The organism is Pantoea sp. B9002 (genome assembly GCF_013385945.1).
Lineage (GTDB): Bacteria > Pseudomonadota > Gammaproteobacteria > Enterobacterales > Enterobacteriaceae > Pantoea.
Map to the genome: position 1 here is coordinate 314,453 of NZ_JACAPA010000011.1, position 19,660 is coordinate 334,112.

Below are 19,660 nucleotides of genomic sequence, written 5' to 3' on the forward strand. Positions count from 1 at the left end.
GGAGAGCGACCATGTTTGATTACGAAGTATTGCGCTTTGTCTGGTGGCTGCTGATTGGCGTATTGCTGATCGGTTTCGCGGTCACCGATGGCTTTGATATGGGCGTCGGTATGCTAACCCGCATTCTGGGACGCACCGATACCGAACGTCGCATCATGATTAACAGCATTGCGCCGCACTGGGACGGAAACCAGGTTTGGCTGATCACCGCCGGTGGCGCACTGTTTGCCGCCTGGCCAATGGTGTATGCCGCTGCGTTCTCCGGCTTCTACGTGGCGATGATTCTGGTGCTGGCTTCGCTGTTCTTCCGTCCGGTCGGATTTGATTACCGTTCGAAGATTGAAGATATGCGCTGGCGTGGCATGTGGGATTGGGGCATTTTCATCGGCAGCTTTGTGCCGCCGCTGGTGATTGGTGTGGCGTTCGGCAACCTGCTGCAAGGTGTGCCGTTCCATGCTGACGAATATCTGCGCCTCTTCTATACCGGCAACTTCTTCCAGCTGTTGAATCCGTTTGGCTTGCTGGCGGGCGTGGTGAGTGTGGCGATGATCCTGACGCAGGGCGCAACCTATCTGCAGATGCGTACTGCTGGTGAGTTGCACGTCCGCAGCCGCAGCACCGCGCAAATCTCGGCGCTGGTGATGATGGTGTGCTTCATCCTTGCAGGTGTGTGGGTGAAATACGGCATTGACGGTTATGTGCTTAAAAGCGTTATCGATCATCACGCGGCATCCAACCCGTTGGGTAAAGATGTGGTGCGTGAAGCCGGTGCGTGGATGGTGAACTTCGAGCAGATGCCAGTGCTGTGGCTGTTCCCGCTGTTGGGCGTGGTGTTGCCGCTGCTGACCATTCTCTTTTCGCGTATCGAGAAGGGCGCTCTGGCGTTTATTTCGTCTTCACTGACCTTAGCTTGCGTGATCATGACGGCCGGGATTGCGATGTTCCCCTTCATCATGCCATCCAGCACCGTGCCAGGCATCAGCCTGACGATGTGGGATGCCACGTCTAGCCTGCTGACGCTGAAAGTGATGACCATTGCCGCCATCATCTTTGTACCGATTATCCTGGCGTACACCGCCTGGTGTTATTACAAGATGTTTGGCCGTATCACCAAAGAACACATTGAGAGCAATACGCACTCCCTGTACTGATTAAGGAGATTGAGCATGTGGTATTTTGCCTGGATTCTTGGCACCTTGCTGGCCTGTGCGTTCGGTGTGATTACGGCGCTGGCGCTGGAGCATGTTGAAGAGAGCAGCGCGAAGGACGAACAAGTCTGATGCGCACACTGATTCAGACGCTGTATCGTCTGATGGACAAGGGCCCGCTTCGGGCCCTTTCACTTATCCTCGCGTTGTGGCTGGCGGGCTGTGTCATTTGGCAGCCTTCACGCTTTGCCGCGCGAACCAGTGATTTAGCGATATGGCACGGAATGCTGCTGATTTGGGCCGTTTGCACTGGCGTGATTCACGGCACCGGATTCCGCCCGCAGCACCTGCGCTGGCAAGCGCTGTTCTCGCCATTGCCCGCGATGATGGTTTTAGTCGCAGGAATTTTCTGGTTCTACTATTAAGTCCAGGCTCAGGACTTAAAAACGCTGCAATTTCAGGCGCTGACGTGAGGTTTTGTCAGCGTCCGGTCAAGAAACATCCTAAAATTCCTTCCAGTTGTTAACCTGTGATAATTATTTTCTCGCGGCGTAAGCGGACCATTCCCAAGCCGATCTCTCTTGCGTATAGTAGCAACGTTTAAAATGAGACCGGGATGTAGAGTGAGTACAACGCTGTTTCGCTGGCCGGTTCGTGTCTATTACGAAGACACCGATGCCGGTGGTGTGGTTTACCACGCCAGTTATCTTGCTTTCTATGAACGAGCACGTACCGAAATGCTGCGCCAGCACCATTTCAATCAGCAGGTCCTGTTGGAAGAGCAGGTGGCTTTTGTGGTACGACGCATGACGATCGATTTTGTTGCGGCTGCACGTCTGGACGATCTTTTGGAAATTCAAACAGAAGTGACCTCAATGACGCGTGCAACGATGACGTTCTCGCAGCGTATCGTGAATGCAGAAGGCAAAGTGCTAAATGAAGCAGAAGTCCTGATTGCCTGCATCAACCCACATCTAATGAAGCCAATTGCGCTTCCCAAGTCTATTGTCGCGGAGTTCAAGCAGTGACTGACATGAATGTTCTTGATTTGTTCCTGAAGGCGAGCCTTCTGGTCAAACTTATCATGTTGATTTTGATCGGCTTTTCTATTGCCTCATGGGCGATCATTATTCAGCGTACGCGCATTTTGAATGCGGCGGGGCGCGAAGCCGAAGCGTTTGAAGATAAGTTCTGGTCGGGTATCGAGCTGTCACGCCTGTATCAGGAAAGCCAGGGACGCCGCGATGAACTGAGCGGATCTGAGCAAATTTTCTATTCGGGTTTCAAAGAGTTTGCGCGTTTGCATCGTGCTAACAACCATGCGCCAGAAGCGGTTGTCGAGGGCGCGAGCCGTGCGATGCGTATCTCCTTCAATCGTGAACTGGAAACGCTGGAAAACCACATTCCTTTCCTTGGCACCGTTGGTTCTATCAGTCCGTATATCGGTCTGTTTGGTACAGTGTGGGGGATCATGCACGCCTTTATCGCCCTCGGTGCGGTAAAACAGGCCACGCTGCAGATGGTTGCACCGGGTATTGCCGAAGCGTTGATCGCTACTGCAATCGGTCTGTTTGCGGCCATTCCAGCCGTTATGGCGTACAACCGTCTGAACCAGCGCGTTAACAAGCTGGAACAGGGCTACGACAACTTCATGGAAGAGTTCACGGCTATCCTGCATCGTCAGGCTTTCTCCACCGACAACACGAAGTAAGTCGAGGTTTACGATGGCCAGAACCCGTGGTCGCGGTAAACGCGACCTTAAGTCGGAAATCAACATTGTTCCACTGCTGGACGTGCTGTTGGTGTTGCTGCTCATCTTTATGGCAACCGCGCCGATTATTACCCAGAGCGTGGAAGTGGATCTGCCGGATGCGACAGATTCAAAAACCGTCTCAACTGATGATAATCCACCGGTGATTGTTGAAGTGTCTGGTGTTGGCCAGTACAGCCTGGTGGTGGATCACGATCGTATGACGCAGTTACCGCCGGAGCAGGTGGTGAGCGAAGCGCAGCGCCGGATTGAAGCCAATCCGAAAACGGTCTTCCTGATCGGCGGTGCGAAAGACGTCCCTTACGACGAAATCATCAAGGCGCTGAACCTGTTACATCAGGCAGGCGTGAAATCTGTCGGTTTGATGACGCAGCCGATTTAAAGCGAACCGTTTTTGGGAACCGAGTGTGTCGAAGGCAACCGAGCAGAACGACAAGTTAAAGCGCGCGATAATCGTTTCGGTGATTCTGCACATCGTGCTGATCGCCTTACTGATTTGGAGCTCGTTTAACGAAAAAATCGAATCCAGCGGCGGTGGCGGTGGCAGTGATATTGACGCAGTGATGGTCGATTCAGGCGCCGTGGTTGAGCAGTATAACCGCCAGCAGAATCAGCAACGAGACAGTCAGCGCGCCGAGCAGCAGCGTCAGAAACAGTCGCAGCAGCAGGCCGAAGAGTTACAGCAGAAACAAGCTGCTGAGCAGCAGCGCCTGAAAGAGATGGAAAAAGAGCGCTTGCAGGCACAGCAGGAAGCCAAAGAGCAGGCGAAGCAGCAGGCCGAGCAGCAGAAAGCCGCTGAATCCGCCGCTAAGCAAGCGCAGGAACAGCAGAAAACTGCCGAAGCCGCCGCAGCGAAAGCCAAGGCTGATGCCAAAGCGGAAGCTGATGCGCAGGCAAAAGCAGCCGCCGACGCCAAAGCCAAAGCGGTAGAGGAAGCCAAGCAAGCCGCGGCTGACGCGAAGAAGAAAGCGGAAGAGCAGGCGAAAGCCGCTGCCGCTGAAGCAGCGAAAGAGAAAGCGGCGCAGCAGGCAAAAGCGGCCGCAGAATCGAAAGCCAAAGCGGACGCTGAAGCTAAAGCGCAGGCTGCTGCTGACGCCAAGGCGAAAGCGGCTCAGGAAGCCAAAGAGGCTAAAGAGCAAGCGGCGGCTGAAGCGAAAGAAAAAGCCGCTGCAGAAGCCAAAGAGAAGGCTGCAGCCGAGGCGAAAGCTAAGGCCGATGCGGCTGCTAAGGCAAAAGCGGATGCAAAAGCGAAAGCGGCTGCGGATGCCAAAAAAGCCGCTGCTGAAGCTGCGAAGAACGAAAACGCCGTTGACGATCTGTTAGGGGGTTTGTCTTCGGGTAAGAACGCACCGAAAAGCGGCACCGCGTCAGGTGGCGCTGCAGGGCAGGGCAATCAGAAGAAAGCGGGTGCGTCAGGCGCAGAAATCAACTCCTATCTGGGCCAGGTTGTCGGGGCGATTCAGAGCCGTTTCTACGATGCGGATTTGTATAAAGGTAAAGAGTGTAACCTGCGTATAAAATTGGCACCGGATGGTTTTCTGAAAGATGTCACTGCGGAAGGTGGCGACCCAGCCTTGTGTCAGGCGGCAATTGCTGCCGCGAAGCAGGCGCGGATTCCGAAGCCGCCTTCAGAGGCGGTGTATGAAGTGTTTAAAAACGCACCTATGCGTTTCAAACCAGAATAATGCAGTAACGTACGGCAGGTTGAACTAAGGTTAGCTTGCCGTACTCTATGAGTACTCGTGTTTTTCAGGAACTGTGCGAATTATCATGAACCTCTGGTTCAGGTAAGGGAGAAAAGATGAAGCAGGCACTTCGTGTAACCTTAGGTTTTTTTGTACTGCTGTGGGCAGCAATGCTTCATGCAGAAGTCCGTATTGAAATTACGCAGGGCGTTAACACCGCACGTCCTATTGGTGTGGTTCCGTTCCAATGGGCTGGCCCAGGCGCGGCACCAGAAGACATCGGCGGGATCGTTTCTGCTGACCTACGCAACAGCGGTAAATTCAATCCGCTCGATCGTTCTCGTCTGCCACAACAGCCAGCCAGCGCGCAGGAAGTTCAACCTGCCGCATGGAGCGCATTGGGTATTGATGCGGTCGTGGTTGGTCAGGTAACGCCAAACGCTGACGGCAGCTATCAAATTGCCTATCAGCTGGTGGATACCGGCGGCGCGCCAGGCACCGTGCTGGCGCAGAACTCTTATAAAGTGACTAAGCAGTGGCTGCGTTATGCAGCGCACACCGCCAGTGACGAAGTGTTCGAGAAGCTGACCGGCATCAAAGGTGCATTCCGTACCCGCATTGCCTATGTGGTGCAGACCAATGGCGGTCAGTTCCCGTATGAGTTGCGCGTGTCGGATTACGATGGCTACAACCAGTTTGTGGTTCACCGGTCACCGCAGCCATTGATGTCTCCGGCCTGGTCGCCAGATGGCAGCAAAGTGGCTTACGTGACCTTCGAAAGCGGCAAATCTGCGCTGGTGGTTCAGACGCTGTCTAACGGTGCAATCCGTCAGGTTGCTTCTTATCCGCGTCACAACGGTGCGCCAGCCTTCTCACCAGACGGTTCTAAACTGGCCTTCGCGCTGTCAAAAACCGGCAGCCTGAACTTGTATGTGATGGATCTGGCTTCTGGTCAGACGCGTCAGGTGACCGATGGTCGCTACAACAGCACTGAACCAACATGGTTCCCGGATAGCCAGACCTTGGCCTATACCTCGGATCAGGCCGGTGCGCCTCAGATTTATAAAGTTGGAGTTAACGGCGGTGCGCCACAACGTATTACCTGGGAAGGTGCGCAAAACCAGGATGCGGACGTGTCAACCGACGGTAAAACTATGGTGATGATCAGCAGCGCCGGTGGCGCTCAGCATGTCGCCAAACAGGATCTGGTAACGGGAGCCGTTCAAACAATAACGGACACGTTCCTGGATGAGACGCCAAGTCTGGCTCCTAACGGCACAATGGTAATCTATAGCTCTACTCAGGGGATGGGTTCCGTGTTGCAGTTGGTTTCAACCGACGGGCGTTTCAAAGCGCGTCTTCCGGCAACTGATGGACAGGTCAAATTCCCTGCCTGGTCGCCGTATCTGTGATGCATAGGTCCCCTGCACGGCGGGGGATTAAAATGTATGGCAAACAAAATAATAGGATAAAGAAATGCAACTGAACAAAGTGCTGAAGGGTTTGATGCTGGCTCTGCCGGTTATCGCAGTAGCTGCATGTAGCTCACACAAAAACAACAACAACGATCAGACTGGTATGGGCGCTAATGACGGTGCTTACGGTGCTGGTCAGAACGGCGGTAACATGTCTTCTGACGAGCAAGCGCGCCTGCAGATGCAGCAGCTGCAGCAGAACAACATCGTTTACTTCGGTCTGGACAAGTATGACGTGCAGTCTGACTACGCTCAGATGCTGGATCAGCACGCTGCATTCCTGCGTGGCAACCCGTCTTACAAAGTGACCATCGAAGGTCATGCGGATGAGCGCGGTACTCCAGAATACAACATCGCCCTGGGCGAACGTCGTGCAAGCGCCGTTAAGATGTATCTGCAAGGCAAAGGCGTTTCTGCTGACCAGATGTCTATCGTTTCTTACGGTAAAGAAAAACCAGCTGTACTCGGTCATGACGAAGCGGCTTACGCTAAAAACCGTCGTGCCGTACTGGTTTACTAAGAAAATATCATGATGAGTAACTTCAGACTTCATCTGTTGAGTCTGTCGTTACTGGTTGGTTTAGCGGCCCCTTTGGGGGCCGCTAATGCCCAGGCGTCAATCAGTAGCGTTGGCTCAGGCTCGGTCGAAGACCGCGTCACCACTCTTGAACGTATCTCTAATGCCCAGGCTCAGCTTCTGCAGCAATTGCAGCAGCAGATGAGCGACAACCAAAGCGATATCGATTCGCTGCGCGGGCAAATCCAGCAAAACAGCTATCAGCTTAATCAGGTGATTGAGCGCCAGAAGCAGATCTATCAGCAAATCGACAGCCTCAGCGCCGGCAATAACGGTGCGCAGGCGAGCGGTGGTGCTGACGCCGCTGCAGCGGGCGCTGCGGCCTCTGCAGATAGCGGTAGCAGCGATAGCGCCAGTGCGGCCGCGCCAGCGCAAACCGGCGATGCCAACACGGACTACAATGCTGCCGTTGCGCTGATTCTGGAGAAGAAGCAGTACGATCAGGCGATTACTGCCCTGCAGGCTTGGGTGAAGAAATATCCTGATTCTACCTATCAGCCGAATGCCAATTACTGGCTGGGTCAGCTGTATTACAACAAGGGTAAAAAAGACGATTCGGCTTATTATTTTGCCACTGTGGTAAAAAATTACGCGAAATCGCCAAAAGCCCCGGAAGCGCTGTTTAAGGTTGGCGTGATCATGCAAGAGAAGAACGACACGGCGAAAGCCAAGGCTGTCTTCCAGCAAGTGATCAAACAATTCCCAAATAGTGATTCTGCTAAGCAGGCGCAAAAACGTCTTGCCGGGTTGTAATTTGTGCTTAAAAGACCGGATTTCGTGTGATTTCTGGTCTTACAGCATGAAAGGTAAGCAATTGAGACATTTAGTGGAAAATAAGGGTTGCGCCCTCCCGCTAAATCAGTAATATATGCCGCCGTTGCCGGGACATATCTTAACAAGTATCGGCAGCACTGAAGATGGGTCGTTAGCTCAGTTGGTAGAGCAGTTGACTTTTAATCAATTGGTCGCAGGTTCGAATCCTGCACGACCCACCATCTCAACCCGTTGTAAGTGAGATGATTTCTTCAGTAAGCTTCACAACCTTGATGGGTCGTTAGCTCAGTTGGTAGAGCAGTTGACTTTTAATCAATTGGTCGCAGGTTCGAATCCTGCACGACCCACCATCAAGTAAAGGTTGTAAGCCCCACAGCGGGTCGTTAGCTCAGTTGGTAGAGCAGTTGACTTTTAATCAATTGGTCGCAGGTTCGAATCCTGCACGACCCACCAGTTATGTAGAAAGGCGCCCTAAAGGCGCCTTTTTGCTTTTCTACATTTTAATAAAATTTTAGCAGTGTTGCTTTGGGATGGGTGCCGGGCTCTAAAAGGCGGGACGGATCGCGAAGACACATCACATCCCTGTGGATCGGCCTCGCCATCCATGGCTCGGACGCTTCGCTACTTCCGCTCCCGCCTTTTCTGGCCCATACGCTAAATTATCGCTTTTAAAAAAAGTGCACATATTTGCATGAAGGCGGGGATAAGGGGCGGTGGAGTAAAGCTTCCGGCGCATGGATGCGCCGGCAGAGCCTACAGGGATGTATCCACGGCGACTTTACGCAACCGCCCCTTATTTCCGCCTGAAACGCACTATTTGGATTTCTTAACCGGCGTCAGACTTTTCCAGATATGCAGCACCGCATAGCTGCGCCACGGTCGCCAAACCTGCGATAACTGCTCCGCCACTTTGGCACTCACGCCGCCGAGATTATTACGAATCGCAATATCCTCTTTGGGAAACGCATCAGGCCAACGCAGTGCGCGCATCGCGATATAACTTGCCGTCCACGGCCCAATGCCTTTTAGCGCCAGTAACTGCTGCTGAACCACATCTGGATTCACCGCACCGTTAAAGCGTAATGCTCCAGAAGCACATGCCTGCGCCAATGCCTGAATGGCATGTGAACGCGCACTGACAATTCCCAGGCTGGCGATATCATCGATGCTCGCCGCCGCCAGCGACTCCGCATTCGGCGGCAAACGCGAAAGTTCTGACCACGGCGTTACCAGCGGCTCACCAAAGCGCTGTGCCATTCGGCTGCTTAGCGTGGTTGCGGCTTTCACGGTAACCTGCTGGCCGAGTATCGCGCGCACACCCAATTCAAAGCCGTCAAACGCACCAGGAACGCGTAAACCAGGAAAGCGCGACAAGCTCTCGGCTAATAGCGGATCGTGGCTTAGATGCTCTGCTATGCGCTGTGGCTGCGCATCCAGGTCAAACAGATCGCGCAGACGACGCAGCAAAGCGGGCAGCACTGGCGTCAGAGACGTCGTAAATTGCACCTTCAGCGACTGTTTTTCCGCAAGATGGCTCACGCGCACCCAGCCGCGACAGTTGCCCAGCGCCACGGTGCGGTGATAAATGCCCTCGTTCACCCATTCCACCTCCTTCATCACGCGCTGTTGCAGGAAATCGAGCATCGCATCCCAATCGTAAGGCGGCCGATAACTCAGGCGTAGTTCGGCGCTCTCCTGCGTGGTCTTCACGGCATCGGGTTGATTCTGCTTGCGCAGGCGGGAGGGCGTCATGCGATAGCGCGCCTGGAAGACATCGTTAAAACGCCTCAGACTGCGAAAGCCGCTGGCGTAAGCAATTTCTGTTACCGGTAGTGAGGTTTCTGTCAGAAGTTGCTTAGCCAGCAGCATACGACGTGTCTGACGCAGCTCTAAAGGCGATACGCCGAGCTCTTGCTGCACCACGCGACGCAATTGACGTTCACTGAGGTCAAACTCGCCAGCGATCTCTGCCAGCGTCTCCTGCTCTTCCAATAAGCCCTCTTCGATGCGGCGAATCAAACGATCGGCAATGCGGTGATGGCTATCCACCGGCGCGGAGCCGGGCGCCAGTTCCGGGCGGCAGCGTAAACAGGGGCGGAAGTGCGCTTTCTCGGCGGCCTCTGCGCTGCTAAAAAACAGGCAGTTCTTCTGCATCGGCGCTTTCACCGGACAAATGGGGCGGCAATAAATGCCGGTGGATGTCACGCCAACAAAAAACAGCCCGTCGAAGCGGCTATCGCGCGACGTCAGCGCCTGGTAAGCAATTTCAGCATCAAACATCATCGTCTCCGGCAAATAAACGGCATGGTCGCGCAAGCTGAACAGGAAAACTCGCTGCTTTCGGACAGCTAACCAGTTTATGCTGATGACCGAAAACAGCCAGTTTCCTGCGGCGGAAATGCGATAATCGCCAGCAGAGAATATGCCGGAGGTGCACCATGTATCATGCCAAAATCATCGCGACGCCCGTTGGCGAGCTCACGCTTGTTGCCAGCGATAAAGGATTGTCGGCGATTCTGTGGGAAAACGAAGGCGCGCAGCGCGTGCCTCTGAAGCCGATTAGCCGTAACGATCAGCATCCGATTCTGTGTGAGGCTGAACGTCAGTTGCGCGAATATTTCGCTGGTGAGCGTCAGCAGTTTGATATGCCGTACGACACTGTCGGCACCGAGTTCCAGAAAAAAGTGTGGCAAGCGCTGCTCACCATCCCGTTTGGAGAAACGCGCAGCTACCTGCAAATCGCCGAGCAGATCGGCAATCCCAAAGCAGTGCGCGCCGTGGGCGCAGCGAACGGTAAAAACCCGCTATCGATTATGGCGCCGTGCCATCGCGTGATTGGCAGCAACGGCAAACTCACCGGCTTTGCAGGCGGACTCACCGTTAAAGCCTTCCTGCTGGAGCTGGAAAGTCCGCAGAAAACGTTGAGCAGCGCATTGTTGCTGTAGAGCGCGCAAAAAAGAGACGACACTCTCGCGCAATTCCGCTATCGTGTTTAGCATATAAAACACGATGGCGGTTTTGATGCCGCATCATTGCCGTAACGGGCAATTTTGTTAAATTGATAAAACGAGAGCCGTGTCATGAGTCTGATGTTCGATCCTGAAAGCGCGATCTATCCTTTCCCGCCGAAACCGGCACGTCTCAGCGACGATGAAAAAGCCCACTACAAAAACAAAATCAAACGCTTGCTGAAAGAACGTGATGCGGTGATGGTGGCGCATTACTACACCGATCCCGAAATTCAGGCGCTGGCGGAAGAAACCGGCGGCTGCGTATCGGACTCACTGGAAATGGCGCGTTTCGGCAGCACCCATCCCGCCAAAACCTTGCTGGTGGCGGGCGTGCGTTTTATGGGTGAAACCGCAAAAATCCTTAGCCCGGAAAAAACCGTGCTGATGCCCACCTTGCAGGCGGAATGCTCGCTCGATCTCGGATGCCCAATTGAAGAATTTAACCGCTTCTGCGATCAGCATCCCGATCGCACCGTGGTGGTGTATGCCAACACCTCGGCGGCGGTGAAGGCGCGTGCGGATTGGGTCGTTACCTCAAGCATCGCGGTTGAGCTGATTGAGCATCTCGACAGCCTCGGCGAGAAAATTATCTGGGCACCGGATCGCCATCTCGGCCGCTACGTCACGCAAAAATCCGGTGCGGATGTGCTGTGCTGGCAGGGCGCCTGTATCGTGCATGACGAATTCAAAACTCAGGCTTTGCAACGCATGAAGGCGCTCTATCCGGATGCGGCGGTGCTGGTGCATCCTGAATCACCGCAGGCGATTGTCGATCTGGCCGATGCGGTGGGATCCACCAGTCAGCTGATTCAGGCGGCGCAAAGCTTGCCGCATCCGCAGATGATCGTCGCCACCGATCGCGGCATCTTCTACAAAATGCAGCAGGCGGTGCCGAACAAAGAGCTGCTGGAAGCGCCCACGGCAGGTGAGGGCGCAACCTGCCGCAGCTGTGCGCACTGTCCGTGGATGGCGATGAACGGCCTGAAAGCGATTGCCGAAGGGCTGGAGCATGGCGGCAGCGAGCATGAGATTCATGTGGATAGCGCGTTGCGTGAGGCCGCGTTGCTACCGCTCAACCGCATGCTATCCTTTGCAGCAGATCTCAAACTTAAGGTGAAGGGGAACGCATGACGCGCTACCCGTCATACTTCGAGCTCCATGAGGGGCTCGAATTATTTAGGGTATAGGTACCTAATATGGACTTCTTTAGCACGCAAAATATTCTGGTTCACATTCCACTTGGCGTTGGCGGCTACGATCTGTCGTGGATTGAAGCCGTTGGCACCATTGCGGGCCTGCTGTGCATCTGGCTCGCCAGTCTTGAGAAAATCATTAACTACTTTTTCGGGCTGATTAACGTCACGCTATTCGCGGTGATCTTCTTCCAGATTCAGCTCTACGCCAGCTTATTGCTGCAACTGTTCTTCTTCGTCGCCAACGTTTACGGCTGGTACGCGTGGAGTCGGCAAACCTCTAACAACGAAACTGAGCTGAGAATTCGCTGGCTGCCTCTGCCGAAAGCGTTGGGCTGGGGCGCGGCGTGCGTGGTGGCGATTGCGTTGATGACGGTGTACATCGATCCGGTCTTTGCCTTCCTGACCAAAACAGCGGTCGGCATCATGCAGAGTCTGGGGCTTAACGTGGCGATGCCGCAACTGCAGCCGGACGCGTTCCCGTTCTGGGATTCGTGCATGATGGTGTTGTCGATTGTGGCGATGATTTTGATGACGCGTAAATACGTTGAGAACTGGCTGTTGTGGGTGGTGATCAACGTTATCAGCGTGATGATCTTTGCGCGTCAGGGCGTTTATGCCATGTCACTGGAGTACGCGATTTTGACGCTGATTGCGCTCAACGGTTCGCGCCTGTGGATGCAAAGCGCACGCGAACATGGCTCGCGCGCGCTGTCCCATCAGTGATGATGATGAGCGTGACCTTCCAGCGCAGCATGATCGTGGTGATCGTGCTGCGCGGCGCTGTTATCTAAACACAACTCGCAGTCCGGCCCGCTGCACGGCTGATACTCCATCTGCACCGTGGCGTGGGCAATCTGATAGTGCTCATGCAGATAGTGGTGAATGCGCTTAAGCAGGCCGTCGTGATCGTAAGGCGGAATCACCTGCACATGCAGCGTCAGCACCGGCTTTTCACCCACTTGCCACAGATGAACGTGATGCACGTTACGCACTTCATCGATATTGCGCGTCAGCTCGCGCGACAGTTTATCCGCGTTGATATGGCCCGGCGCCCCTTCCAGCAACTCATGCAGGCTCTCGCGCAGCAGCGACCAGGCGCTGCGTACCACCAGCAATGACACCAGCAGCGACAGAATCGGATCGATCGGCGTCCAGCCGGTCAGCATAATGATCACCGCCGCGACAATCGCACCAACCGAACCCAGCAAATCGCCCAGCACATGCAATGCCGCCGCACGCACGTTGAGATTCTTCTCTTCGCTGCCGCGATGCAGCAGCCAGAACGACAGCAGATTGGCCAGCAAACCGGCAATGGCGATGCCGAGCATCAATCCGCCGGCAATCGGCTGGGGTTCATAGAAGCGACGCAGCGCTTCCCAGACAATCAGCACCGTAATCACCAGCAGCGCAATGGCATTGACGAACGCCGCTAAGGTGGTGAGACGCAGCAAGCCGAAGGTATGACGCGCGTTGGGTTTACGCTGGGCAAACTGCACCGCAAGTAACGCCATCAGCAGTGCGGCGGCATCGGTCAACATATGCCCGGCATCGGCCAGCAGCGCCAGCGAGCCAGAAACCAGCCCGCCGATCACTTCGGCCACCATAAACAGCGCCGTGACGCCAAACGCCGCGGCCAATCGCGTGCGGTTGCCGTTAGCGGTCCCGTGAGAATGCGTGTGTGCCATAATTATCCAGTTGTTTAAGTAACCTGTTTGTTAATGATATCAGTAAATTGAGATCATCAAGCGGCAACTGCTGCTGTTTAGCCTGCTCAATCAACTGCTGACAGCGCTCGGCAACCTCATCAATCCCCAGCATCAACCAGCTGCCTTTCATGCGGTGTGCCGCCTGTTCCAGCGCCGACCAATTCTGTGTATCGCGCGCTTTAAGTAGCGAATCCCGATCCTGTTGCAGCGTGCGCTGCAAGGTTTGGCAGATGCGCGGAATAAACGCCTGATTATCCTGCGCCAGAATCAGTAAGCTGTTGGGTAATACATCCAGCGGATCTTTTACGGCGCGTGCCAGCAGCGGTGCCAGATGATCGAGCTCAATGGGTTTGAGCAGTAAAGCCTCATCGTCCTGCAAGGCGATTTTCAGCAACTGAACATCCGCAGAGCAGAGCACGCGCAGCGAGGTGCTGCCGCGCTGGCGCTGACGACGGCGCAGAATACGCAGCAGCGTTAAACCATCCGGGCGCGGCATCATCTGATCGATAAACAGAATATCGAAGGCGTGCTGAGCATCGGCGCGCAGCAGCGGTCTGCCCTCTTCAAACACCTGCGCCTCGACGCCAAAGATCGCCAGCTGCTGCTGCATCACCAAAAGATTGGTCGGGTGATCGTCCACAATCGCCACGCGCAGCTGCGGGTAAACCGGCCAACTGGCTGTGCGCTCGGTTAACGGCTCTTCGCTCAGTATTAATGGCAACTGCACGCTGACCGTGGTGCCGCTGCCCGGTTGGGAAGTGAGCGTTAGCGTGCCGCCCATCCGTTGCACAATCTCGCGACAGATAAACAAACCTAAGCCGCTGCCTTGCACCGCATGACTTTTGCCGGACGGCGCCTGATACCACGGCTCAAACAGTTGCGCCTGCTCGTCAAGCGGGATGCCGCTGCCGGTGTCGGTGACCGTAAGCTGGATATGCTCACTCACCGCCAGCGACAGGCGCACTTCGCCTTCGCGGGTAAACTTCAGGGCGTTGGCCACTAGATTATTCACTACCTGCTGCAGGCGATCGCCATCCAGCAATACACTGGCAGGCAGCGGCGTCAGCGCTTCGGCAATCAGGTTCGGCCCGGCATCACGCATTAACGGATGATAAAACTGCTGCTGTTGCTGCAGCCAGAGCGTCAGATTGAGCGGGCGCGGCGCCAGGCGGAAGCTTTGGCTCTCAATGCGTGCGTGATCCTGCAAGTCGTTCAGCAGCGCCATCAGCGACCGCGCGCTGCTGTGCATCAGCGCCAGCCGTTCGCCTGGATGCTGCTGCTGTTCCAGCTCCAGCAAACCGAGAATCGCCTGCATTGGCGTGCGCAGTTCGTGGCTGGCGGTGGCGAGAAACTGGCTCTTGGCGGCATTGGCGCGTTCGGCCTGCTCACGCTGCAATCGGTCACGACGCTGCTGCCAGTAACGACGCGCCAGCAAGCCCAGCAGCAACAGAATAATCACGCCAGCTGCAATCAAAATCATCAGCGGAATATTGCGCATCGCTATCGTCGTGCCGGGCTGCGGCGGCTGCGACCAGCTCACGCGCATCTGGTTAAGCGTATCGGGCGGGATTTGCTGCAATGCATGGTCGAGCAGGGCGCGCAGCTCAGGCTGTTCAGCGCTGACTTGCGGCGCCAGCGGCCAGGCGATATCGCTGGCGGCAAACGCCAGATGCACACGATTATCTTCGTGACTCGCCATGCGCCAGCGGGCGGAGAGCACGTTATCCACCAACGCATCGATCTGGCCGTTATTCAGCGCTTGCCACAGCTGCGCCCGATCGTCGAACGGCTGCGGCGTAATACCCGACGGCAGCAAACGCGTGGCGAGATCGTCGCGCAATACGCCCACACGCTGGCCTTGTAACGATTGCCAGTTCATGGGCTGATGCGTGGCAAGCGTGTAAATGCCCCAAATGGCGCGCCATACCGGCAAAGTATTGCTGCCGGGATCGTCGCCATACAGCGGCTGCAACAGGTTGAGCATCACCTGCTGTTGCTGCAGTAGCGTGGCGGCCTGCTGCGGATTGTTGACCCAGCGCGGGGTAAAACGCAGGCCGGTACTTTGGCTCAGCGCGTTCAGCAGATCGATGCCGAAGCCGCGCGCGTTGCCGCTGCTGTCGCGATAGCTCCAGGGCGCGTTATCCGCCTCAACCGCATACGGAATCTCGCTATGCTGCGCCAGCCACTGTTTTTCGCTGGCCGTGAGCATCAAGGTTTGCGTGTCCTGATAACGCAGCAGCGGCGGGCTCCAGCGCTGCTGGACGCGGCTGCTGAACTCGGCGGGCAGCAGGCGCAGCTGGCTGTTAAGCCAGTGGATCAGTGCGGCATCGCGCGCCAGTGCGCGTAGCGTCAGTTCGCCCGCGCCGGGATCGGCGGTGATTTGGTAGATTTGTCCTTGCTGCAGCTGGCCCAGCAGGAAACCGGCGCTGGCTTCATCAGCGACCAGATAATCGCTTTGCTGATTGAGCAGCGCATACAGCGCCTGCAGATCGCCCGGCAAGGTGTGCCAGCGATGCTGCTGCACAAATTCGGCAGGCAGCTGCGCTAATGTCGCTTCGGCAATGGTGAGCTGCGCGGTGTCGCTGTTGAACATCACCGCGCGCTGATTATCCCGGTTGCGGTAGATGCGAATCGGGCTGCTGTACCAGCTGTCGCTGAGCAGCATATCGGACGGGAGCTGGGCATGTTGATTACTCAACACCAAATCCACCTCGCCGCGCTGCAAGGCTGCCAGTTGCTGCGCGCGATCGGCATAGCTTTGCAGCGTGAAATGGGTGCCGGTCAACTGACTCAGGGCGCTGAGATAATCGGCGTCGATGCCCCAGATGTGCTCGCCAATACGCATCGCCCAGGGCGCGCTGTTTTGTGCCGGTACCGCGACACGCAAAGTGGCGCCAGGCCACGGCTCGGCGTGCGGGGCCGGCATCATCGCGGGTAACATCACGCTGCTGGCGGGTTGCAGATCGGCTTTCGCCATCACACTCAGCAGCAGCGAACACAGCAGCAAACATATCCTCACTGCTGCGCTTTCCACAGTTCAGCCAGCTCAACCACCGACTGTACGCCGGTTTTCTCCAGGATGTTTTTCTTGTGGGTGCTAACGGTTTTATTGCTGATATGCAGCTGCTCGCCAATCTGCAGATTCGAGAGGCCGCGCACCAGCAGCGCCACAATCTGCTGCTCTTTCTCGGTTAACGGCAGTTCGATCCGTTCCGGCAGCGGCGGAAAAGCCTGCTGGCCGCCGAGCACCGCCAGAATCGCACTCAGCAGTTGCGCCATGCTTTGGCTTTTCACCACGTAACCGGCAGCGCCAAGCGATACGGCGCTGAGCAGTGTGTGGCGGCTCTGCTGCGCGGAGTAGATCAACACCGGGCAATGCTGATTACGCACGCGCAACCGGCGTAGCAGCTCCAGTCCGTCGCAATCGGGTAAACCAATATCCAGCACGATTAAATCAATGGGATGTTGCTGAAGCAGTTGGCGCGCCTGTGCTTCGTCGCCAGCGGCGTGAATGTTCAGCGTGATGGGAGCGTTAACGCAAGCCGCTTCCAGTGCGACGGCAACTAACGGGTGATCATCAATAAGCAGCAATGAAGCCATGAAACAGTTCCTGTGAATTTCATTGCTTCAGCATAGCGGAAAAGGGCGGGGGGCAAAATAAAAGGGAGAGCCGAAGCTCTCCCTTGATTAAACAGCGGGAACCTTATTGCGCGGTACCGTCTGTTTTATGTTTCACGTGGCCGCCACCTTCTTTAGTGTCGACTTTTTTATTCATGTCCGGGCATTTGCCGTCTTTACACATACTGTTTTTGTGCACCTGGCTGGCTGACATATTGCTTGTATCAGTGCCTGACGTGGCTGCGCTGTTGGTATTGGTGCTGCCGCTGTTGATTTTGCTGTTATCAACGTTGTTCGGTGGCAGATTTTGTTTCGCATCGCCCGCTGCTGCACCCGCTTCCGCTGCGGCATTTGCCGAACCATTATTATCGGAAGAGTTATCCGCAGCCATTACAGCACCGCTACCTAAAGTCATCGCTGCCGTCAGAAAGATAATTGCAAACTTATTCATCATTATGCTCCAGTAATTAATGGATAGTTGCCGTCTAACACTCGCTGGTGTTGTGTGACGAAAATAGCGTGCCGCGATGGAATAAAATTCCACCTTATACGCTTCGCTTAAATATTTAATTTTGCAAACACATCATTCCTTAGTGCTTACATTTAAAAAGCTTAGTGCATGGATATATAAATGCAAATTTGAGATGTACATTTTAAGAACGGTGCGTAATTTACACCTACCGCGCGAAGGGCTAAAGTGGGCGGGTTGCGCCCGACGGACGTTGGGCCAGAAATTTGAATGGAATTGTGTATGGATTACCAGAACGACGATTTACGCATCAGAGAGATCAAAGAGTTACTGCCTCCTGTTGCCTTGCTTGAAAAATTCCCCGCCACCGATAAAGCGGCTGCAACCGTTGCGCAGTCACGTCAGGCGATACACCGCATTCTGCATGGCGCAGACGATCGTCTGCTGGTGGTGATCGGTCCGTGCTCGATTCACGATACCCAGGCTGCGCAAGAGTATGCGACGCGCTTGCTGGCACTGCGTGATGAGCTGAAAGACGATCTCGAAGTGGTGATGCGCGTTTACTTTGAAAAACCGCGCACCACGGTGGGCTGGAAAGGGCTGATCAACGATCCGTTTATGGATGGCAGCTTCCAGATCAACGACGGCCTGCGCCTGGCGCGCAAGCTGCTGGTGGATATCAACGATATCGGTTTGCCAGCCGCCGGTGAGTTCCTCGATATGATCACGCCACAATATATGGCCGATCTGATGAGCTGGGGCGCGATTGGCGCACGTACCACCGAATCGCAGGTGCATCGCGAACTCTCTTCCGGCCTCTCTTGCCCGGTGGGCTTCAAAAACGGTACCGACGGCACCATCAAAGTGGCGATTGACGCGATTGGTGCGGCCAGCGCGCCACACTGCTTCCTGTCGGTCACCAAATATGGTCACTCGGCGATTGTTGAAACCAGCGGTAACGAAGATTGCCACATCATTCTGCGCGGCGGCAAAGAGCCGAACTACAGCGCCGAACACGTGGCGGCCGTGAAAACCGGTCTGGAGAAAGCAGGCTTGCGTCCGCAGGTGATGATCGACTTCAGCCATGCTAACAGCAGCAAGCAGTTCCAGCGTCAGATGGTGGTTGCCGACGACGTGGCGCAGCAAATTGCCGGTGGTGAGCAGGCAATTACTGGCGTGATGATCGAGAGTCATCTGGTGGAAGGTAATCAGAGCCTCGAAAGCGGCAAACCGCTGGTGTACGGCCAGAGCGTGACCGATGCCTGCATCGGCTGGGAAGACACTGAGAAAGCGTTGCGTCAACTGGCTCAGGCGGTCAAACAGCGCCGCGGCTAAGCCATTGCGGCAATAAAAAAGGCCAGACTCGCGTCTGGCCTTTTTGCGTTTCAGCGTTCGCTTACTTCGCTTTACCCTGGTTTGCTACGGCTGCGGCTTTCGCAGCGATCTCGTCAGCATCACCCAGATAGTAACGTTTGAGCGGCTTGAAGTTCTCGTCGAACTCATACACCAACGGCACGCCAGTTGGGATGTTCAGTTCGAGGATCTCGTCTTCGCTCAGGTTGTCGAGGTATTTAACCAGCGCACGCAGTGAGTTGCCGTGTGCAGCAACGATCACTTTCTCACCGCTCTTAATGCGCGGCAGAATGCTTTCGTTCCAGTATGGGATCACACGTTCGATAGTCAGCGCCAGGCTTTCGGTGGTTGGCAGCTGCGCGTCAGTCAGTGAAGCGTAACGCGGATCGTGGCCTGGGAAACGCTCATCAGCGCGATCCAGTTCTGGTGGCGTGATGGCAAAGCCACGACGCCACTGTTTCACTTGCTCGTCACCGTATTTAGCGGCGGTTTCTGCTTTATCCAGACCTTGCAGCGCACCGTAGTGACGCTCGTTCAGACGCCAGGTTTTCTCAACCGGCAGCCATGCCTGATCCAGCTCATCCAGCACGTTCCACAGGGTGTGGATAGCGCGCTTCAGCACTGAGGTGTAAGCGAAATCAAACACGAAACCTTCTTTCTTCAGCAGCTGACCGGCTGCTTTGGCTTCAGTGCGACCTTTGTCAGACAGGTCAACGTCGTACCATCCGGTGAAGCGGTTTTCCTGGTTCCACTGGCTTTCGCCGTGTCGCACCAGTACCAGCTTAGTTACGGCCATAGCTTTACTCCTTAATGCTCGATTTACGATTAGTATTGAAACCGGCTGCGGCCACTGAGAAGCGGCTCACTAATAGCGCCA

20 protein-coding genes and 3 tRNA genes are annotated in these 19,660 nt (G+C 55.4%); 17 read left to right on the forward strand and 6 right to left on the reverse strand.

What is annotated here, in order from left to right:
* Positions 1 to 11: 11 nt before the first annotated feature.
* The 13 genes from cydB (at position 12) to HX773_RS10200 (ending at position 7,883) form a co-directional block, all read left to right on the forward strand.
* Positions 12 to 1,151 carry a cytochrome d ubiquinol oxidase subunit II gene (gene cydB, locus HX773_RS10140; RefSeq protein WP_008107378.1) on the forward strand — a complete coding sequence of 380 codons (1,140 nt, stop codon included), beginning with the start codon at positions 12 to 14 and terminating at the stop codon, positions 1,149 to 1,151.
* Positions 1,152 to 1,166: 15 nt separating this feature from the next.
* A complete protein-coding gene (cydX, locus tag HX773_RS10145) occupies positions 1,167 to 1,280 on the forward strand; it encodes a cytochrome bd-I oxidase subunit CydX (RefSeq protein WP_007890642.1) in 114 nt (37 codons plus the stop codon).
* Positions 1,280 to 1,573: a cyd operon protein YbgE gene (gene ybgE, locus HX773_RS10150; RefSeq protein WP_176971402.1), complete on the forward strand. Its 294-nt coding sequence runs from the start codon at positions 1,280 to 1,282 to the stop codon at positions 1,571 to 1,573. The genes cydX and ybgE overlap by 1 nt, the downstream gene beginning before the upstream one ends.
* A gap of 198 nt (positions 1,574 to 1,771) precedes the next feature.
* Complete coding sequence (ybgC, locus tag HX773_RS10155; RefSeq protein ID WP_008107385.1) at positions 1,772 to 2,176, forward strand: tol-pal system-associated acyl-CoA thioesterase; 405 nt, start codon at positions 1,772 to 1,774, stop codon at positions 2,174 to 2,176.
* Positions 2,173 to 2,859: a Tol-Pal system protein TolQ gene (gene tolQ / locus HX773_RS10160; RefSeq protein ID WP_007890639.1), complete on the forward strand. Its 687-nt coding sequence runs from the start codon at positions 2,173 to 2,175 to the stop codon at positions 2,857 to 2,859. Before ybgC ends, tolQ begins: the two co-directional genes overlap by 4 nt.
* A gap of 13 nt (positions 2,860 to 2,872) precedes the next feature.
* The gene (gene tolR, locus HX773_RS10165) at positions 2,873 to 3,301 is read left to right on the forward strand and encodes a colicin uptake protein TolR (protein WP_008107389.1); all 429 of its coding nucleotides are present in this window, start codon (positions 2,873 to 2,875) and stop codon (positions 3,299 to 3,301) included.
* Between the two features lie 25 nt (positions 3,302 to 3,326).
* Entirely contained in the window at positions 3,327 to 4,604 is a 1,278-nt protein-coding gene (tolA, locus tag HX773_RS10170; protein WP_176971403.1) for a cell envelope integrity protein TolA, read from the forward strand.
* Between the two features lie 116 nt (positions 4,605 to 4,720).
* On the forward strand, positions 4,721 to 6,016 hold the full coding sequence (gene tolB, locus HX773_RS10175) for a Tol-Pal system beta propeller repeat protein TolB (RefSeq protein WP_176971404.1): 1,296 nt from the start codon (positions 4,721 to 4,723) through the stop codon (positions 6,014 to 6,016).
* A 64-nt stretch (positions 6,017 to 6,080) separates the two neighbouring features.
* Positions 6,081 to 6,599, forward strand: coding sequence for a peptidoglycan-associated lipoprotein Pal (gene pal / locus HX773_RS10180; RefSeq protein WP_176971405.1), 519 nt, complete (start codon positions 6,081 to 6,083; stop codon positions 6,597 to 6,599).
* A gap of 9 nt (positions 6,600 to 6,608) precedes the next feature.
* The gene (gene cpoB / locus HX773_RS10185; RefSeq protein ID WP_176971406.1) at positions 6,609 to 7,409 is read left to right on the forward strand and encodes a cell division protein CpoB; all 801 of its coding nucleotides are present in this window, start codon (positions 6,609 to 6,611) and stop codon (positions 7,407 to 7,409) included.
* A 166-nt stretch (positions 7,410 to 7,575) separates the two neighbouring features.
* Positions 7,576 to 7,651 (forward strand) — tRNA-Lys (locus HX773_RS10190).
* 53 nt (positions 7,652 to 7,704) lie between these two features.
* Positions 7,705 to 7,780: transfer RNA gene (locus tag HX773_RS10195), tRNA-Lys, on the forward strand.
* A gap of 27 nt (positions 7,781 to 7,807) precedes the next feature.
* Positions 7,808 to 7,883 (forward strand) — tRNA-Lys (locus HX773_RS10200).
* A 360-nt stretch (positions 7,884 to 8,243) separates the two neighbouring features.
* On the opposite strand, the gene HX773_RS10205 is transcribed toward HX773_RS10200, so the two are convergent.
* Positions 8,244 to 9,710 (reverse strand): AlkA N-terminal domain-containing protein, encoded by a 1,467-nt coding sequence (locus HX773_RS10205; RefSeq protein ID WP_176971407.1) that lies wholly within the window; start codon positions 9,708 to 9,710, stop codon positions 8,244 to 8,246.
* A 158-nt stretch (positions 9,711 to 9,868) separates the two neighbouring features.
* On the opposite strand from HX773_RS10205, the gene HX773_RS10210 reads away from it, so the two are divergent.
* The 3 genes from HX773_RS10210 (at position 9,869) to pnuC (ending at position 12,360) form a co-directional block, all read left to right on the forward strand.
* Complete coding sequence (locus tag HX773_RS10210) at positions 9,869 to 10,375, forward strand: methylated-DNA--[protein]-cysteine S-methyltransferase (protein ID WP_176971408.1); 507 nt, start codon at positions 9,869 to 9,871, stop codon at positions 10,373 to 10,375.
* A gap of 135 nt (positions 10,376 to 10,510) precedes the next feature.
* Positions 10,511 to 11,572 (forward strand): quinolinate synthase NadA, encoded by a 1,062-nt coding sequence (gene nadA, locus HX773_RS10215; protein ID WP_176971409.1) that lies wholly within the window; start codon positions 10,511 to 10,513, stop codon positions 11,570 to 11,572.
* A gap of 65 nt (positions 11,573 to 11,637) precedes the next feature.
* The gene (gene pnuC, locus HX773_RS10220) at positions 11,638 to 12,360 is read left to right on the forward strand and encodes a nicotinamide riboside transporter PnuC (protein ID WP_176971410.1); all 723 of its coding nucleotides are present in this window, start codon (positions 11,638 to 11,640) and stop codon (positions 12,358 to 12,360) included.
* On the opposite strand, the gene zitB is transcribed toward pnuC, so the two are convergent.
* From zitB to HX773_RS10240, 4 genes are all read right to left on the reverse strand, one after another.
* Positions 12,354 to 13,322 (reverse strand): CDF family zinc transporter ZitB, encoded by a 969-nt coding sequence (zitB, locus tag HX773_RS10225; RefSeq protein WP_176971411.1) that lies wholly within the window; start codon positions 13,320 to 13,322, stop codon positions 12,354 to 12,356. The two genes, pnuC and zitB, sit on opposite strands and share 7 nt — an antisense overlap.
* Positions 13,291 to 16,377: an ATP-binding protein gene (locus HX773_RS10230; protein WP_176971412.1), complete on the reverse strand. Its 3,087-nt coding sequence runs from the start codon at positions 16,375 to 16,377 to the stop codon at positions 13,291 to 13,293. Before HX773_RS10230 ends, zitB begins: the two co-directional genes overlap by 32 nt.
* Positions 16,359 to 16,943 carry a response regulator transcription factor gene (locus HX773_RS10235; protein WP_137385389.1) on the reverse strand — a complete coding sequence of 195 codons (585 nt, stop codon included), beginning with the start codon at positions 16,941 to 16,943 and terminating at the stop codon, positions 16,359 to 16,361. Before HX773_RS10235 ends, HX773_RS10230 begins: the two co-directional genes overlap by 19 nt.
* 103 nt (positions 16,944 to 17,046) lie before the next feature.
* Complete coding sequence (locus tag HX773_RS10240) at positions 17,047 to 17,415, reverse strand: YbgS-like family protein (RefSeq protein ID WP_370463598.1); 369 nt, start codon at positions 17,413 to 17,415, stop codon at positions 17,047 to 17,049.
* A gap of 297 nt (positions 17,416 to 17,712) precedes the next feature.
* Here HX773_RS10240 and aroG point away from each other — a divergent pair, with 297 nt between their 5' ends.
* Positions 17,713 to 18,765: a 3-deoxy-7-phosphoheptulonate synthase AroG gene (aroG, locus tag HX773_RS10245; RefSeq protein WP_176971413.1), complete on the forward strand. Its 1,053-nt coding sequence runs from the start codon at positions 17,713 to 17,715 to the stop codon at positions 18,763 to 18,765.
* Positions 18,766 to 18,826: 61 nt separating this feature from the next.
* Here aroG and gpmA read toward each other — a convergent pair whose 3' ends face one another.
* On the reverse strand, positions 18,827 to 19,579 hold the full coding sequence (gpmA, locus tag HX773_RS10250) for a 2,3-diphosphoglycerate-dependent phosphoglycerate mutase (RefSeq protein ID WP_008109047.1): 753 nt from the start codon (positions 19,577 to 19,579) through the stop codon (positions 18,827 to 18,829).
* Positions 19,580 to 19,660: the final 81 nt, after the last annotated feature.